Source organism: Methylomonas sp. LL1, assembly GCF_015711015.1.
GTDB lineage: Bacteria > Pseudomonadota > Gammaproteobacteria > Methylococcales > Methylomonadaceae > Methylomonas.
This window is the reverse complement of the sequence record NZ_CP064653.1, coordinates 676,490-691,931: the sequence shown is the minus strand read 5'-3', so window position 1 is coordinate 691,931 and position 15,442 is coordinate 676,490. Positions and strand designations below refer to the sequence as shown.

Genomic DNA, 15,442 nt, shown 5'->3' with positions numbered 1-15,442 from the left:
AATTTAAACTTATGAGGAAATATTCATGGCCACGCATCACGCATCACCAGGTGAAATTGTTGACTTGGCAACTTGGGCGCAAGACGTACCAAACGAAAAAACTAAAGTCATTGTGAAAACAGATGAAATGGAAATGGTTCGCCTGGTTCTTCCGGCAGGCAAAGAATTTGCTGATCACAAAGTATCAGGGCCGTGTGTGATTCATTGTCTAACCGGGGAAATTGAGTGCGTTGCAATAGGAACTACTCAACTATTGGCATCCGGCCAGCTACTTTATTTAATGCCCGATGATCCGCACTCAGTTAAAGCAGTCGTTGATTCGGTTGTTTTGCTCACGATTATCTTTAAAGATTAAATGGTTAGTGCTTGGCCTGGTAATTTTCAAATATGCCACTGCACCATACCTCGTGATTACTCTTTTAAATCAACCGGCGAATCCAATTCACAAATGCAACAGCCAGAAAACCATAGCATCAAGATTAAAAGGGTATACGAATTGCCGGACCAGCATGACGGCCGGCGCATTCTCGTGGATAGGCTCTGGCCGCGTGGTTTAACAAAGGAAAAAGCAGGTATTGATTTATGGCTGAAAGATATCGCTCCCAGCACCGAACTGCGGAAATGGTTTGACCATGATCCTGGCAGGTGGGAAGAATTCCAGGATCGGTATCTCGTTGAACTCAAGGACAATCACGAGCAAATCCGGCTCTTAAAACAAGAACTGGACAAGGGTATCGTCACGCTCGTCTATGCAGCTAAGGACGAAGAGCATAACCAAGCGATAGTGATCCAGGAAAATGCCTGGCTTTTCCGTTAGCTGGAGAGAACAACAAATGTACCGCTATGGTTTGTTCGCCTGTCGTGAGGAACGTCACCCATGAGCGCATTTGAATCTTTGCTAACCGAGGTGCAAGACTGCTGTATTTGCGCAGCATATCTGCCGCACGGCCCCCGACCCATTCTACAGATACATCCGCTGGCTAGAGTGTTGATTGCCAGTCAAGCACCCGGCAGAAAAGTTCATGAATCCGGTGTGCCTTTCGATGATGCCAGTGGTAAGCGTTTGCGTGAGTGGATGGGGGTGACGCGCGAAGTCTTTTCTACCAATGGGCCTTTGTTTTCCCGGCACGGGTAAATCCGGTGACCTTCCTCCACGGTCTGAATGCGCGGCGGCATGGCGCGACCAACTTCTCGGTCACCTGCACCATCTTGAAGTGACGTTGGTCGTTGGGCAGTATGCACAGGCGTATCACATCGGCGAAGCACGCGCGTCACTTACCGAGACGGTTCGAGGCTGGCAATCCCATTGGACCGAGATAATCCCCCTTCCGCATCCAAGTCCGCGAAATAATATTTGGCTTAGCCGAAATCCTTGGTTCGAGAAGGAGTTGCTCCCCATGCTTAAGCAGCGAGTAACCGAGGCACTCGAAAGATGAAGGCGAAGCTATCCTTTTTTCTTTTGGGTATCCAAAGCATTGCCGTGGACTGCTTCATCTACTCAAGTTACTAATCCATTCTGGAGAATCATCATGGCCAATTTTAAAAAGTATCAGTGCAGGGAATGCGAACATATCTATGATGAAGCAAAGGGCGATCCCGATAGCGGCCTTGCTCCCGGAACCCTTTGGGCCGACATACCCGATGACTGGTCTTGTCCGATCTGTGGCGCACCTAAAGATTTTTTTAAACTGATGGAATAAGCCATCACTTCACTCGTGACAACAAATCTCGAAAATATCGGGCTTCTGTCTCTTTAGTACAACAGATTGAAAAGGTGAATTATGCAAGCAGAAAACACACCCAAGGCCAAAGGACTCAATGGCGCCGAAATCGCCAGGGTCAGCGAGTTGGTCAACTACCAGGACGGCTCAATCGTCAGCCGCGAAATTGTCAAAAAGCCAACGGGTAACGTGACCATCTTCGCTTTCGACGAAGGACAAGGCCTGAGCGAACATACGGCGCCCTTCGACGCCCTGGTGCAGGTGTTCGAAGGCGAAGCGGAAGTCAGCATCGCAGGTATACCCAATCACTTGCATGGAGGGGATATGATTCTCATACCCGCGCAGCAACCGCACAGTCTTAAGGCGCTGAAGCAATTCAAGATGATTCTTACGATGATTCGATCCTGAATCTGGATTATCAGAAGTCTCGACACGATGTAATTCAGTTCAGCTAAGCAACCGGGATCACCTCGCGAAGAAACGATGTTAAAAGGCGATCCAAAGGTGTTTTCTCATTGAGAGTATTTGGCTTTAGAATCGGAGAGCAAGATGGCAAACCCGAGAGTACTTGCAGTAGTATTGGCCGGTGGCGAAGGCACTCGTCTGAACCCGCTTACGGCAGAGCGTTCCAAGCCAGCAGTTCCTTTCGGCGGACGGTACCGCATCGTCGATTTTGTGCTCAGCAATCTAGTTAATTCCGAAATCCACTCGATCTATTTACTGGTTCAGTACAAATCCCAATCACTGATCGAGCACATACGACGGGCATGGTCGGTTACGAATATCATTGCGGATCACTTCGTTACTGTCGTGCCTGCCCAGATGCGCGGTGGCCCGGAATGGTTCCAGGGCACTGCTGACGCCGTCTATCAGAACCTGGGGTTGATAGAACATCACCGCCCCGACATAGTGGCAGTCTTTGGAGCCGATCACATCTATCGCATGGATATTAACCAAATGGTTCAGTTTCATTTGGACCATGAGGCCGATATGACGGTGGCAGCCTTGCCTGTGCCATTGGATCAGGGTCACAACTTTGGCATCATCACTCATGATAGTTCGTTCCGAATCATTGATTTTCAGGAAAAACCAGCGCAACCCAAGCCTATTCCTGGCGATCCGCAACACTGTTTTTCCTCAATGGGTAATTACCTGTTTAAGACCCATGTGCTCATTGATGCTTTGGAAGAAGCTCATGCTCGAGGAGAAAAAGATTTCGGCCATGATGTACTACCCAGACTGATTCGCACGCACAAGGTCTGCACTTATGATTTCACCTCCAACCGGATCCCAGGCGTAAAAACTTATGAAGAACCCTCTTATTGGCGCGATGTTGGCAACCTTGATGCCTATCATACAGCCCATATGGACCTGCTTGGACTGGAGCCTCGGTTCGATACCTTCAATCCCGATTGGCCCATTTATTCTGATCACTATTTCGGGCCGGAAGCCAGGATCATTAGCGGTGAAATTCGAAACAGCATTATTGGCGGAGGGACCATTATCAATGGGGGCAATATTCGTAATTCGGTGATCCGGCATGAGGTAATGATCGAGCGCGACGTCGATATTGAAGATTGCATCATCATGGACTACAACTTCATAGGCAGTGGCTCCCGTCTTCGTCGTGCCATCATTGGCCGATATAATCTCATCGAACCGGGCACTGTGATCGGCTATGACCCCACGATTGATCGGCAACGCTACCCTATTAGCCCATCCGGGATTGTAGTCGTACCTAAAGGTAAGCGAGGACAAATCCGAGTTTATTGACTGCCACGCTGGGTCAGGCAGGCCAGGAAGGATTCAATTCTCTTGCGCGATTTTTGGTATTTTGCCAACAGCAAACGGCGCCGCTGAATATAGAAAACATGTCCTTCCATATTTGCATAGTCACCATCACAAAAGCCATGCGACATACAAGAAGCGACTGTCGATTACGATTCCAAAGCTGTGGCAACTTCCGAAGATATAAAAACCGATAGTCTTCATGCCTAGGCTGTTGGTCCTATGCGGCGGCAGCGCCCAACAATTTGCTACAGGCATGACAAGCTTGATGAGGTGCTCTCTGAGTTCAAACTTTTACCAGAACCACACCACGATTCCGACCCCGTATAATTTCTTATTTCAGCCGAGCAAAGGGATGCAGTCCGAACCGCATCCTCGCGCTGCGGAGTCAGCCGATATGCCAGGGCGATGAAGCACACCGCGCGTCGGCGTGACGCTGACGATCACTTCGGAACCGCTGCCGATCACGCATCCTTCACCGTCGACAATGAGACTGTAACCCACGGCCTCGATCGACGGCCACAGCAAGCTGACCAATGGGCGAGCCGCGACATTGGCAGTGCTGCGCGTGCCGGCGCTCGTCAGAATGCGGTCTCCCTGCCATTCGATCGACACGGCTACCGCATGGGGTCGGCCGTCGCCGCCCTGGGTCAACAGATAAGGTTGGGTGCCGAACCGCGCGCTTTCCGCGCGTAGCTGATCAATAGGAAGCACATCGCTCATACGAATACCTCGAATCATTTTTCGGTATAGATGCCGTCCTCAAACTAACATCCAACTATCTTTTAGGGAAACCCACCGTCTGCGCCAACAATACTTGTTGATCATGGGACAATTCCAATGCCTCCGCGATGGCGGCACGGTCTATCCATGCCCGGATGACCGTAGACAACCCGGCGCTCGCGGAAAATAAATAGACATTTTGCGCAATGGCACCTGCCGCTGCAGAAGCATATGATTCCCGCTGAGTGACCGGCACCATCGCCAGGCGCCGATAATCCGCAATATAAACCAAATCTAGCGGGGCTTCATCGACAAAGTCTTGATAACCCGTGATGCGTCTCAGGTCTTGTTTCACCATCAGGTCGAGAGCATGTCCGTGAGCATCGTACAGATAGGCGCCCTCAGGCAATGCGACATAAACATCGATCTCCTGCGCGTTTAAAGCCGAAGGCGCGGTACGCCCTCCATCTGGCCTATTAACGCCATAAGCCGCCCACAACAAGTCGGAAAGTAGCTGCAACGGCAAAGCATCAGGAGCAAACCCACGCGCTGAACGGCGTTTTAGCAACGCCTCCATCAGCGGGAGCCCACCCGCTTTCTCTAGTGGAGGCAGCGCGATCGATTCCTTCGATTTCCCCCGAACGGGTCCGGGACGCAGTTGCCCCATTATTCCCAATGCCAATTTGGTCAAAGTGTTCACGGTGGCCTCTCCAGGTTTAGTGAAGTAAGAAGAACTGAATCGGTTATGCCACTTTGAACGCAATGACCTTCACAAAATTGCAAAGTTTAGACTTTTGCTCAAGGTCAGCGTATCGAATTTAATCGATTTACCAAATTCGTCACCCGCCGCCCCGATTTTTGCGTCCTCACCGCCATGCCAAGGCCTTCGGTTCGCAGATCAGCACCACCCATTGCTTGCCCCGCGTCACGCCGGAAACGTCATACATTTTTTCCGCATTCAGCGCTGCGACAACCCGCCGCGCGGCAATGCACCGCATTTTGGCGCCAAAACCGTTCTGATAAATTAAACACGCTCGTTCGTTGGGGGGAACGTAACAGGGTAAGTTCAAATCCATTTTTTAAGGAATGAAAGCATGAAAAAATCCGTGGTTACCTCAATGTCCATCCTTGCGCTGGCCTTGGCCGGCTTGGCGATGTTCAACAGCAGCATTGCCGGCGAAACCAACGAAGACGCCAAATCGGTCGCCTGGTTCGTTGCCAATATTCAAGAGGCCCGTCAACAAAATAGAGTGTGCTACAACACGCCCGACCTGCAATCCACGCCCAACTGCGTCAACGCTTTACACGCCTTGGAAATCAGCTTCAAAGGCGGCAACTAATCCTTTCAGCCCGTTTCTCGATAGTACCCAACCTACCCGATGGCAGGTTTAGCTTGGTATGCGCGTAGTATCCTTCTCATATCCGGCCGCGTGCCGGATTTTTTTCGCCGAACAGAATGAAAACGATGCGCTGGGCCACGAATCCCAGGCCCGTTGGCGGCATAATGGCAAACCGGGCCTGGACTGGCGATCAATGTCGGCTGGAGTCAGTGTCATAATCCCCTGTTTTTAACCCAAAGGAGTCCTCATGAACAAATCCGAATTGATCGATAGCATCGCCCAACACGCCAATCTGACCAAGGCCGATGCCGGCAAAGCCTTGGACGGATTGATCGATAGCATCGAAAACACCCTGAAACTGGGCAATAGCGTAGCCCTGGTGGGTTTTGGCACGTTTGAGATTAAACACCGTGGCGAAAGAAAAGGCCGTAATCCGCAAACCGGCGCCGAAATAACCATAGCGGCGGCGACCGTGCCGAGCTTTAAACCGGGCAAGGCCTTGAAGGACGCTGTCAATGGATAAGGCCGCGAAAGAAAAACGGTTACGCCATTCGAGCTATTGCATTCCTGCCCTAAAGGCTTAACGTACTATTTTTTCCGAATTCTGTGACCATCCTAAACCAAACCGATGACAGACTCCGCCTGGACTAAACAAGGATCAACTCTAAGCCTCAATAACGCGTGCAAGGAGTTTGGCCTTTCCGAACAAGAAATCATTCATTCCATCAAACAAGGCAAATTGCAATATCGGCTCAATTACGCGCATGGCAACCCCTATTACAAATTACTCAGAACCGAGGTTCAGGCATTGGCCCAGGCATTATATGGCGATGATTACTTGAAAAGGCAGGCGCTTGAACATGACCTGCTGACAGTAAACAAAGAAATCAATAGCCTGAAAAGGAAGCTTTCAAAGCTCGAAAAACAAAAGGCAGACCTGTCCCAAAAACTGGGTATCGGTTAGAGCGGTTTTGTCCGCGCGGGGGAATGTAAGCAGATGCAAGCGAGCGATTGGTTTGGGTTGTTGTTTGGCGTGCTTTTGGTCGGCAGCGGGTATTTTTCCATCAAAATAAAACGTTCTTCGCACACCCAGTACGGCCGATTTGAAGGACAGGGCGCCATCAACGTGGGTCTTTTCTGGCTGGTACTGGGCCTGATTTTCATTGCCGGCACATTATTTGACATTCCGATTTTCAAATCATTGATCCTAAAAAGAGCAGTTAATAATTGCAAAATTCACGGAAAGGGTTGAAATTAATCGGCAAGGAGGTGCCAATGCAAGAAATGATCAATCACCCAAATGGTGAAGCCCATACGGGCGGGCTAGTACCCACTTCAGGCCCTGTAGCAGTGGATACCTTTGGCGGTCGAATCCATGTTGACTGGAATCCGGACGCGGCGGTGACGCCATTGGGGCAACTGCCTTTTTTTATCGAATTCCTGCATGTCAGCGGTTTGTTTGAAGATTGGGTGGCGCAGTGCCCACTGACCTGGAGCAGTCCCAATGCGCCGTTGAAGCGCGATGTGCTGGGCACAGTATTGCTATCCGTGCTTTCCGGTCATCAGCGCTATGCGCATATCAATGCGTTGCGTGGTGATGGAGTCAACCCAGATTTATTGGGTATGAGTAAGGTTGTCAGTGAGGACTCGGTCCGACGCAGCTTTGCTCGCTTAGATGAGGAAACGGGGAGTTCCTGGCTACAAACGCAATTACAGCAGGTCTATGCACCTGTGCTGGGCGAGCCTTGGATACTGGATGCGGATGCGACGATCAAAACCCTGTATGGTCAGCAGGAAGGTGCCGAAGTCGGCTATAACCCGCATAAGCCGGGTCGGCCTTCACACACTTACCACAGTTATATGATTGCCAATCTGCGTTTGATTCTGGATGTCGAGGTACAAACGGGCAAGAAGGTTGCCTCCAAACACAGTTCACCTGGACTCTGGGCGCTGTTGAATCGTATTCCACGCGCGCATTGGCCGACCCTGATTCGAGGCGATCGGGATTGGGGAACCGAAGCGAATATGCAAGCCGCCGAACAAGCGGAGTTGCCGTATTTGTTCAAACTGCGCCTCACCCAAAACACGCGCCGACTCATCGAGCGCTTGATGTTAGGAAACCAATGGACTAATGCCGGCCAGGGCTGGCAAGCCGCGGAATCCAAACTCCGTCTCACCGGCTGGAGTCGTGCTCGCCGCATCGTCGTATTAAGGCGCCAGGTCAAGAAAAATCTGGCCGTGGTCAGCGAAAATCCACAAGGCCCCAAACAACTCAGTTTTGCCGAATTGAGCGACGATATCACGGTCTACGAATACAGCGTGCTGGTCACCAGCCTAGAACAGGAAGCGCTGAGTGTCGCCCAACTATATCGGGATCGTGCCGATGCCGAAAACAACTTCGACGAACTCAAGAACCACTGGGCTTGGGGTGGCTTTACTACCCAAGATATCAAACGCTGCCGTTTCATGGCCAAAATCACGGCGTTGATTTACAACTGGTGGAGCCTGTTTGTGCGCCTGGCCCATCCTGAACAGCATACTGAGGCCATCACCAGTCGACCACTGATGCTCTATGCCATTGCCAAGCAGACTCGCCATGCCGGCCAAACTCGCCTGACAATCAGCAGCCCGCATGCCCAAGCTGAAAAAGTAGAACAACGCTATCGCTGGATGGCCGCCTTCTTCAAAGAACTCCGTTCAACTGCGGAGCAGTTGACGTCTATCGAGCGTTGGTGCCGCATCCTCAGTTTAGCGCTAGTCAAGTATCTTCGCGGTCGACAATTACGACCACCCAACTGGCTGCCGGCGCCGACATAGGTAAAATTCAACTGCTCTTTTTAGGTTGATCGAATTTATCCTAGAACGACGGCGTTATTAAGCGCGTTGGTTTTCGCGAAAATAGGTTAGAAAAAGCTTAGCGCAGGATTTTCCTGAATTCAGTTAATTCTCCTCAAACAATGACGGATGAACAACTTCATGAATGGTGGCCCGATTTGGCGGTCGTGGTTATTGGCCTAAGAAGATTGGATTATCGCGCCGAAGTCGATGGTTTACTCGCAAATATTGGCGCCTGCACTTGTTCATCTGAAGTTCTGACGGCTGTCGGCGATTTTCTACAAAAACGGCGAGGCTTCTATCACCAACTAAACCACTTAGAGCAACACGCATGGGATATGGTCGCTAAAGATGTATATCGGGCATTCCCTGGAGCGCGATTGAGAAACTGGCTGTTACAGCTATGGCCGCGCTAGCCCCACAATAATTTTGTCTGCGAGTTTGTTGACTTGCAACATGTGGCACGCCCTATTTAACGTGCAAACCAGTATTGACCCTATCGCTGGTGAAGCGATTAACTGGGATATTACGATGAAGTTTTTCTCATTCACATCAGCAAAACCAATAAACATAAGAGGAACTTGCAAAATACCACTATTAGTGGCCAATTAATTTTAAAAACCACTATATCTAGTGGTTTTTGCGTAAAATCTCATAATTTTGCAAGTACCTCATAAGTCACCAGAGTTATCCCCCTCAATCGCCGCTAGGCTAATCGGTTTTTTAGTATGCGGAGTAGCATGGTAGATTTGCGGCCTTTTTGTTTCAGGATCAGCCGCCAACCATGCGATATGCCATTTTCACGCTCGTATTCATTGCATTGTCATCATGCTCACCATCTGAATACGTCAAGCCGATAAGCGACTTACGGGAGCCAAAGCCAACCGGCAGCTTACTCCAACTAGATTACGAAGGTTTTACGGTCTGGCTCGATTGCGAGAAACGCGGTGCGGTGAAATTCAGATACAACGCTCAACACGACACCGGCGCCGGCCAGCGCGATAGTAGTTTTTACCTCGATCGCCAAGTACCCAGCGAATGCCAGCAGACCAGCGCCAAGGGCTATGGCCAAAATTACGACCGCGGCCACCTTGTACCGGCCAATCATCTTGATCATTCGGAATTGGGCATCAAGCAGAGCAACTACATGACCAATATCCTGCCACAGGCGGCCAACATGAACCGAGGGGCTTGGCTTCTGACCGAGGAAATTATCGAATGCTACCGCGACATCGATGAGTTGCTGGTGATTGGCGGCGTGATATGGGGCAACAATCCGACGGATGATTACTTCGTGAAGTCACATGGCGTAGCAACGCCAGACTCCTTCTGGAAGGTAATCGTTCGCGGGCGTGGCCAAGACGAGCGGGCAATCGCCTGGATCGTGTCGAATTCGGTGGAGGCCACCAAGAAAAACCTGGACCGTTACCTGGTGACGGTCGATGACATCGAGCGTGTGACCGGCGAAAAAATACCGGTCTCCGATTATGCCAAGCATGATAAACCAAGGCATTCTTGGATGATCCCGAGAGGATGCGACAAGGGTTAATAGTGGAAGTGGTAGAAGTCCAATGAACGAAAAGTACGCTAAGTTGTAAAACAGATTGTTGATAAAGCCATGCCTTTCGGTTAGAAGGTTGGATCCATCAATAAAACATCCGTTACAGGAGGCCGCTATGCAAGTTTTAGACAGTTTGAAAATTATACAAATTGGTTTGCTGGCGGCAGGCCTTGCCTGCTCGCCAGCGGTTTTGGCGAAGAAATCAAACTTTGACAACATCGTGGTATTCGGCAGCAGTCTAAGCGATTCCGGGAATGCGTTTACTTTGATCAAAAACGCGGCCGACTTGGGTTATGGCCAATGCAACCTTGGAGAGCCGCTGAATGTACCACCTTACGACCAAATGGATAAGCTGCAAATAATGGATGATTTTTATGAGCTGTTGGTCCCAGACGGGGTTTACGCCCGCGGTGGTCATCACGTTACCAATGGCGCAACCTGGATAGAACAATTTGCGCGCGGGCAAGGTTTATCTGGAACTGTGCGACCGGCGCTACTGAGTTACAGCCTTCAGGCTAATAATTACGCGGTGGGCGGTGCACGGGCGCGGCCAGTGACGGATGAAACGCCGGCTGACGATGTTATCCGGTGTCGTTTCAATCTTTCCGACCAGGTCAATGCATACTTGGCCGATCACCAAATCGATGCGTCACATCCGATTTCAGAAAAAACATTATTTGCCATAGAAATAGGCGGTAATGACGTGAGGGATGCGCTGGATGTGTTATTGAACACCCAAGATGAGCCAGCCGCAAAAGCTTTGATCGGGCAAGCGATAACTCAAATCGCGCTAACGATTCAAAGCTTACACAGTCTAGGGGCTGAAAACTTTCTGTTGGTAAATGTCCCAAATATTGCGCGGACACCTACGGTCAGACTGTTGAACGGGTTATATACGCCTCCATCAACACCAGAAGAACTAACAATTGCCTACAATGCCAACTTTTTGTCTGTGGGCTTCAATGAAGCACTGTCAGTGCTCCAAGCGCAATTGAATGCCATGTACGACATTAAAATCCGCACGCTAGATTTGTATGGCTTACTTGAAGAGATCATTTATGATCAAGAAAGCAATGATTCGAATCTGTTTGGCATAATCAATGTCACCGACGCTTGCATCAAGCCAAACAATCCGCCATTTACCTGTAAAAAACCCGGAACTTACCTATTCTGGGACGGCATACATCCTACCGAAACAGTGCATGGCTTCATCGCGCAACGGGCAATGAATGCGTTGGAAAATTCCGATTAGGTTTAGCGATTGGCTCAGAACCAACAGCAAACACGCGGCGTCGTTTGCGTTGGTTATGGTGTCCTAAGTGTTTCCTGGCGCTCCGTCGTAAAACATTAGACGCCGTTTAACTCTCCGGATATTCAGCATAGCGCGGCAAGGTATCTCCATCGCATGACCAATCAGTTCTTGAATGCCAGAAAATTCGTGCTTGAGGTTTGATTGGAATTTCATCGTCCAGCGATCCGGCAGGAACCACGACTCCGTTTAGTTCTGGAACAAATCGAGCAACTTGGCTGCCGCATTCGCTGCAAAACTGGCGGGTGAAGCGCTTGGCGTCCGGCACTTTGAATTGCTTCACCAAAGATTCTCCGGCGGTAAACGCCAAATCCGCGTTTGCCAAGAACAGATTGGTAGCGTGCCCAGTGCCGGAAGACTTGCGGCAACGGGAACAATGGCAGTGATAAAAACGTTCTGGATTTCCACTGACTTGGTATTTCACGGCGCCGCAAAGGCAGCCGCCTTTAAACGTGATTGTCATAAAGCCCCCTGGTAATAAAAAACGAAATAGCGGACGCGCACCCAGAACCGGACGAGCCAAATCCTTGCATAAGAACCCTGACCGGTTTAGCGTCTTAAGTCTACATCATAAAGCGAGCGGCCTTCCCGCGACAAACAGAAACCAAAAGCCGGTTGGCCTTGCAAAGCAGGAAGCTACAATATGACGACATATTAGGAGCTAATTGGGCCCAGACCAATAAAAAACTACTTGCTACGCCCGAGCAAACGGAAATCGTTGCAGGATGGACTAGCGTGCGTATTCCGATCAAACCCGCCACTGATTCCAATCTCAAAACCACCACCCATTCCGATATGATTGCGCCAGTACAGAATGAGTTTTTTAGGAGCTGTGAACTGTCGCAATCGACCCAAACTAGCCTGTCACGTTTCTCCAAAGCTGCCAGTCGGCCGAAACCAGATTTTGGGACTGGAGAGGACTACAAAACCGACGTTGGCGACCTCAACCGAACGGCCAAAAGCCGCCGCTCGGAGTAGCTATCCCATTTTAATAATTAAGGCATCATGTAACCCAATCGGCTGTCCGATATTCGGCTAGCAAATTGACATTATCACTGCCTCATCACCGGCCAAAGACAGTCAGCGATATCGTTCCGTTAATAGCTGGTAAGCACCTAACGGAAAAGGAGCCGCTCAACTCACGGTTCATCGGTTGGCAGAGGTTCGCCATCGCCTGGACAATCCGTTGTTCAGCCGTTTTAGGCCGCCCGCCCTTATCACTTGTAGCGCAGACTAGGCGAAGCTCGCAAATTCTGTACCGACCTCAATGAGCCCGCAAAGTGCAGTCAAAGGCTCCCAATTCCCGGTCGGGTCAAGAGCCCAAATTACTCCAAAAACTGTGGCACAGATGAAGCCGGCAATTTCGACGTGGATGAGCTGGATCATCGCCTTCTTCTTACCTACCAACGTACCGTTAAGCCGCGGGCCACTTTCGGCCCGTCGTGGTTGAACGGATGCTTGGGCGCCGTCGGCGAGTCTCGACTGTCGTCGCAGCCTACAGTTCGAACTGCTTGCTCTGGAATAGGCCTACGCAAGCGCTTACGACGTCGGAATCGTACATCTGCCCTTTGTGCTCCGAGATCTCATGTAAGGCTGTGGGGACACCAAGGCCCGGCCGATAGGGGCGATGCGACGCCATAGCCTCCACCACGTCGGCCACGCAAAGAATACGCGCCTCGAGCAGGATCTGCTCCTGCTTCAAGCCGGCCGGGTACCCTGAACCGTCCAGCCTCTCGTGGTGCTGCAATACGATCCGGGCCACCGGGTTCGTAAAGTCGATGTCTTTGAGAATGTCGTAACCGACTGTGGGGTGCGTCTTGATGATTTCGAACTCGGCTGCGGTGAGCTTGCGGGGGCTGGCGAGAATTTCCGCGGGCACATGGATCTTGCCTATATCATGAAGCACTGCCGCCAATTGCAAGCCTTCAATCCGCTCGGGCGGCAACCTCATCTCCGTGGCGATGGCCACCGCCAGCTTCGCTACACGACGCTGATGGCCGGCAGTGTAGGGGTCCCGCACTTCCACCGTAGTTGCAAGGGCCTGCACAGTCGCGTCCATAAGGCGATTCAGCGCCTCGATCTGGGTGAGATGCCTCTCTTGCAGAGCATCGTGTTCGCGATGCTTGCGTAGCGCGGTAATGCCATACGCCAGATCGTCCGCGGCCTCCGTGAGTAGCCCGATTTCCTCCTCGTCGAACGCGTCGCCGCGCTCCGAATACATGCCGAGGAAGCCAATTGTTCCCGCCCCGATCGTTAGCGGCAATGCGATTGACGAGGCGTAGCCGCGCTTAGCGGCCTCTTCGCGCCAGAACACGAACTGCGGATCATTGGCGATATCCCGCGTCACCTGAATGGTCTGCTCGCGAATGCAGCGGGCGGCTGGTCAGCTCCCGCGATCCGTGTCGGCCCAAGTGAGATTCAGATTCTCGAGATAGCCACTTTCGAGTCCAGCGTAAGCGATAGGGCGAATGCTTCGAGCCTCGTCGCTTTCTGCTTACCCCACCCAGGCCATGCGATAGCCGCCTTCTTCCACCATCACCGAGCAGAAATCCTGTGCGAGAGTTTTCTCGTCCTCAGCTCGGATCATGTAGCGGTTACAACGGCTTATCGTGCGATACATGCGATTGAGTTGCTGCAATCGCTCGGTGCTGGGATGCCCATTGGTCGTCATTTGAGCGCTCAACGTAAAGCTAAGGGGCGGGCGCGATAGCGACCGTCCCGCTTGAGCGCCATGAATAATCGGCTCTCCAAGAATTGCCGTGGTAGACACTATATGTAGTGATCTTAGGCTGTTTATGCGCGCTATCGGTTGTGGTTAACCACGGGAAATCTGTGAGAGCCGAATAATCCAGTACCAATCCATCCTGCGATCCTAGTTTGCTTATAATCCCTCGAAGTGGTCGTACCCCAGATTTTATGATTTGAGCTCACTGAGTCTCCCATATAAATGCCCCCCTTTTAAAGCATTGGTTAATCATGCCGCTCAACGCAAAGCTCAGTGGTGAAACGTTATGGAGCATCGGGTTACGCTTGATTTAAATTTTGTTGTGGTTCGCAAGTTCACTCTACCTACGCGCTATTTCTTCTTGCGTGGATCATCGGCAGGATTGGTATAAGTAATACCCCATGGCCCAGTGGCGATTAGCTCGATGACTGTTTCCTCATCAGTTGTCCAGACATAATGGGTGTGACCTGCGGGTAGCACAAAACTGGAACCTGCTTTAAGCATCTCGCCCTTATTTGTGTCGAATGTTTCACCTATACCATTTCCTAATTTGCCGCGCAGGACTGTAATTACTTCTGTAAATGGGTGTATATGCGGTGGAATCGGATAATTGGACGGAAATTTCAGCCAAACGATAAAAACTCCTGCTTTGTTTGGGTCACCAACTAGAACTACACTTTTGGCGCCTTTAGGGAGTAGCCGTTCGTCATTCCACTTCACAGTATCCGGCGTAAACGATTCCATGGTAACAGCGCGCATGCGATCGATTTTTTCCTGAGCTAATGCAGAACCTGCGAAAGAAATAATAATTACGGCTGCCAAAAAAATTCTCATTTGGTCTCTCATTGTTCAATACAGGTTTGTGTATACGGTTTTAGTTGAATCACCGCGTTGCACCATTCACAAACTGAAACTCCAAAACCGCCAACGGGCGGCGCGTCCTTTTGACTGACTTGTTAGGCATTTAAGCACTAAAATCAGGAGGCAAGGCAGCAAATTTGGGTACGCCTTCTGGAAACACTGCCCAGTTTGGAGCTGAAGCAGTATAAATTGCCATTTTGGGAGATAAGTTTTTGTTGCCAGCTAATGTTGAGGCTGCGACTGAATAAAAATCTCCTGCAGTTATTTCAGCACACAAGGTTGTGCCGCAAGCCCCACAAAACTGATAATTGACGTTTTCCCCGGAATCACCTTTCCGCGTAAACGACGAAGGAGAACCTTTTGTGAAAGAGAATTTATCTTTTGGCACCCATAACACGAACCATTTATCCGAACCAGTATGCACTTGACATTCCTTGCAGTAGCAGAATGCCGAATTAATAGGTTCGCCTTCAAAAAAATATCTAATAGTGCCACACGCGCAACTTCCTTCATATTTTTCCATAAACTAATACCTTTAAAATTGAATGGATACCTTTGCACCCACTGCGATTCATATAG

At 50.5% G+C, this 15,442-nt stretch carries 22 protein-coding genes; 14 read left to right on the top strand and 8 right to left on the bottom strand.

Features of this window, described 5'->3' with window-relative positions; all coding sequences use genetic code 11:
• Positions 1 to 25 precede the first annotated feature (25 nt).
• The 7 genes from IVG45_RS03735 (at position 26) to glgC (ending at position 3,494) form a co-directional block, all read left to right on the top strand.
• On the top strand, positions 26 to 355 hold the full coding sequence (locus tag IVG45_RS03735) for a hypothetical protein (RefSeq protein WP_196436552.1): 330 nt from the start codon (positions 26 to 28) through the stop codon (positions 353 to 355).
• 93 nt (positions 356 to 448) lie between these two features.
• A complete protein-coding gene (locus IVG45_RS03730) occupies positions 449 to 817 on the top strand; it encodes a DUF488 domain-containing protein (RefSeq protein ID WP_196436551.1) in 369 nt (122 codons plus the stop codon).
• Positions 818 to 877: 60 nt separating this feature from the next.
• Positions 878 to 1,135, top strand: a complete 258-nt coding sequence (locus IVG45_RS03725; RefSeq protein ID WP_196436550.1) for a uracil-DNA glycosylase family protein — start codon at positions 878 to 880, stop codon at positions 1,133 to 1,135.
• Entirely contained in the window at positions 1,107 to 1,436 is a 330-nt protein-coding gene (locus tag IVG45_RS03720; protein WP_196436549.1) for a uracil-DNA glycosylase family protein, read from the top strand. The genes IVG45_RS03725 and IVG45_RS03720 overlap by 29 nt, the downstream gene beginning before the upstream one ends.
• 93 nt (positions 1,437 to 1,529) lie before the next feature.
• Entirely contained in the window at positions 1,530 to 1,700 is a 171-nt protein-coding gene (locus IVG45_RS03715; protein WP_196436548.1) for a rubredoxin, read from the top strand.
• An 81-nt stretch (positions 1,701 to 1,781) separates the two neighbouring features.
• Entirely contained in the window at positions 1,782 to 2,129 is a 348-nt protein-coding gene (locus tag IVG45_RS03710) for a cupin domain-containing protein (RefSeq protein ID WP_196436547.1), read from the top strand.
• A 141-nt stretch (positions 2,130 to 2,270) separates the two neighbouring features.
• The gene (glgC, locus tag IVG45_RS03705) at positions 2,271 to 3,494 is read left to right on the top strand and encodes a glucose-1-phosphate adenylyltransferase (protein WP_196436546.1); all 1,224 of its coding nucleotides are present in this window, start codon (positions 2,271 to 2,273) and stop codon (positions 3,492 to 3,494) included.
• Between the two features lie 354 nt (positions 3,495 to 3,848).
• Here the strand turns inward: glgC and IVG45_RS03700 are convergent, their stop codons facing one another.
• From IVG45_RS03700 to IVG45_RS22790, 3 genes are all read right to left on the bottom strand, one after another.
• Positions 3,849 to 4,232, bottom strand: coding sequence for a pyridoxamine 5'-phosphate oxidase family protein (locus IVG45_RS03700; RefSeq protein WP_196436545.1), 384 nt, complete (start codon positions 4,230 to 4,232; stop codon positions 3,849 to 3,851).
• 55 nt (positions 4,233 to 4,287) lie between these two features.
• Positions 4,288 to 4,932, bottom strand: coding sequence for a nitroreductase family protein (locus IVG45_RS03695; RefSeq protein WP_230874742.1), 645 nt, complete (start codon positions 4,930 to 4,932; stop codon positions 4,288 to 4,290).
• A 166-nt stretch (positions 4,933 to 5,098) separates the two neighbouring features.
• Positions 5,099 to 5,230, bottom strand: coding sequence for a hypothetical protein (locus IVG45_RS22790; protein ID WP_269059624.1), 132 nt, complete (start codon positions 5,228 to 5,230; stop codon positions 5,099 to 5,101).
• A 96-nt stretch (positions 5,231 to 5,326) separates the two neighbouring features.
• Here IVG45_RS22790 and IVG45_RS03690 point away from each other — a divergent pair, with 96 nt between their 5' ends.
• From IVG45_RS03690 to IVG45_RS03660, 7 genes are all read left to right on the top strand, one after another.
• Positions 5,327 to 5,572: an EexN family lipoprotein gene (locus IVG45_RS03690; protein WP_196436543.1), complete on the top strand. Its 246-nt coding sequence runs from the start codon at positions 5,327 to 5,329 to the stop codon at positions 5,570 to 5,572.
• A gap of 247 nt (positions 5,573 to 5,819) precedes the next feature.
• Positions 5,820 to 6,095, top strand: a complete 276-nt coding sequence (locus IVG45_RS03685) for an HU family DNA-binding protein (RefSeq protein WP_196436542.1) — start codon at positions 5,820 to 5,822, stop codon at positions 6,093 to 6,095.
• A gap of 105 nt (positions 6,096 to 6,200) precedes the next feature.
• A complete protein-coding gene (locus tag IVG45_RS03680; protein WP_196436541.1) occupies positions 6,201 to 6,536 on the top strand; it encodes a hypothetical protein in 336 nt (111 codons plus the stop codon).
• Positions 6,537 to 6,569: 33 nt separating this feature from the next.
• Positions 6,570 to 6,824 (top strand): hypothetical protein, encoded by a 255-nt coding sequence (locus tag IVG45_RS03675; RefSeq protein ID WP_196436540.1) that lies wholly within the window; start codon positions 6,570 to 6,572, stop codon positions 6,822 to 6,824.
• A gap of 23 nt (positions 6,825 to 6,847) precedes the next feature.
• Complete coding sequence (locus IVG45_RS03670) at positions 6,848 to 8,389, top strand: transposase (RefSeq protein ID WP_196436539.1); 1,542 nt, start codon at positions 6,848 to 6,850, stop codon at positions 8,387 to 8,389.
• 802 nt (positions 8,390 to 9,191) lie between these two features.
• Positions 9,192 to 9,956: a DNA/RNA non-specific endonuclease gene (locus IVG45_RS03665; RefSeq protein WP_196436538.1), complete on the top strand. Its 765-nt coding sequence runs from the start codon at positions 9,192 to 9,194 to the stop codon at positions 9,954 to 9,956.
• 127 nt (positions 9,957 to 10,083) lie between these two features.
• Positions 10,084 to 11,220: an SGNH/GDSL hydrolase family protein gene (locus IVG45_RS03660; protein WP_196436537.1), complete on the top strand. Its 1,137-nt coding sequence runs from the start codon at positions 10,084 to 10,086 to the stop codon at positions 11,218 to 11,220.
• Positions 11,221 to 11,326: 106 nt separating this feature from the next.
• On the opposite strand, the gene IVG45_RS03655 is transcribed toward IVG45_RS03660, so the two are convergent.
• From IVG45_RS03655 to IVG45_RS03635, 5 genes are all read right to left on the bottom strand, one after another.
• On the bottom strand, positions 11,327 to 11,800 hold the full coding sequence (locus tag IVG45_RS03655; protein WP_230874741.1) for a GFA family protein: 474 nt from the start codon (positions 11,798 to 11,800) through the stop codon (positions 11,327 to 11,329).
• 972 nt (positions 11,801 to 12,772) lie between these two features.
• On the bottom strand, positions 12,773 to 13,624 hold the full coding sequence (locus IVG45_RS03650) for an HD domain-containing phosphohydrolase (RefSeq protein ID WP_230874740.1): 852 nt from the start codon (positions 13,622 to 13,624) through the stop codon (positions 12,773 to 12,775).
• Between the two features lie 147 nt (positions 13,625 to 13,771).
• Complete coding sequence (locus tag IVG45_RS03645; protein ID WP_196436536.1) at positions 13,772 to 13,948, bottom strand: hypothetical protein; 177 nt, start codon at positions 13,946 to 13,948, stop codon at positions 13,772 to 13,774.
• Between the two features lie 405 nt (positions 13,949 to 14,353).
• Positions 14,354 to 14,836: a cupin domain-containing protein gene (locus tag IVG45_RS03640; protein WP_196436535.1), complete on the bottom strand. Its 483-nt coding sequence runs from the start codon at positions 14,834 to 14,836 to the stop codon at positions 14,354 to 14,356.
• Positions 14,837 to 14,966: 130 nt separating this feature from the next.
• Positions 14,967 to 15,386, bottom strand: a complete 420-nt coding sequence (locus IVG45_RS03635) for a GFA family protein (protein WP_196436534.1) — start codon at positions 15,384 to 15,386, stop codon at positions 14,967 to 14,969.
• Between the last annotated feature and the right edge of the window lie 56 nt (positions 15,387 to 15,442).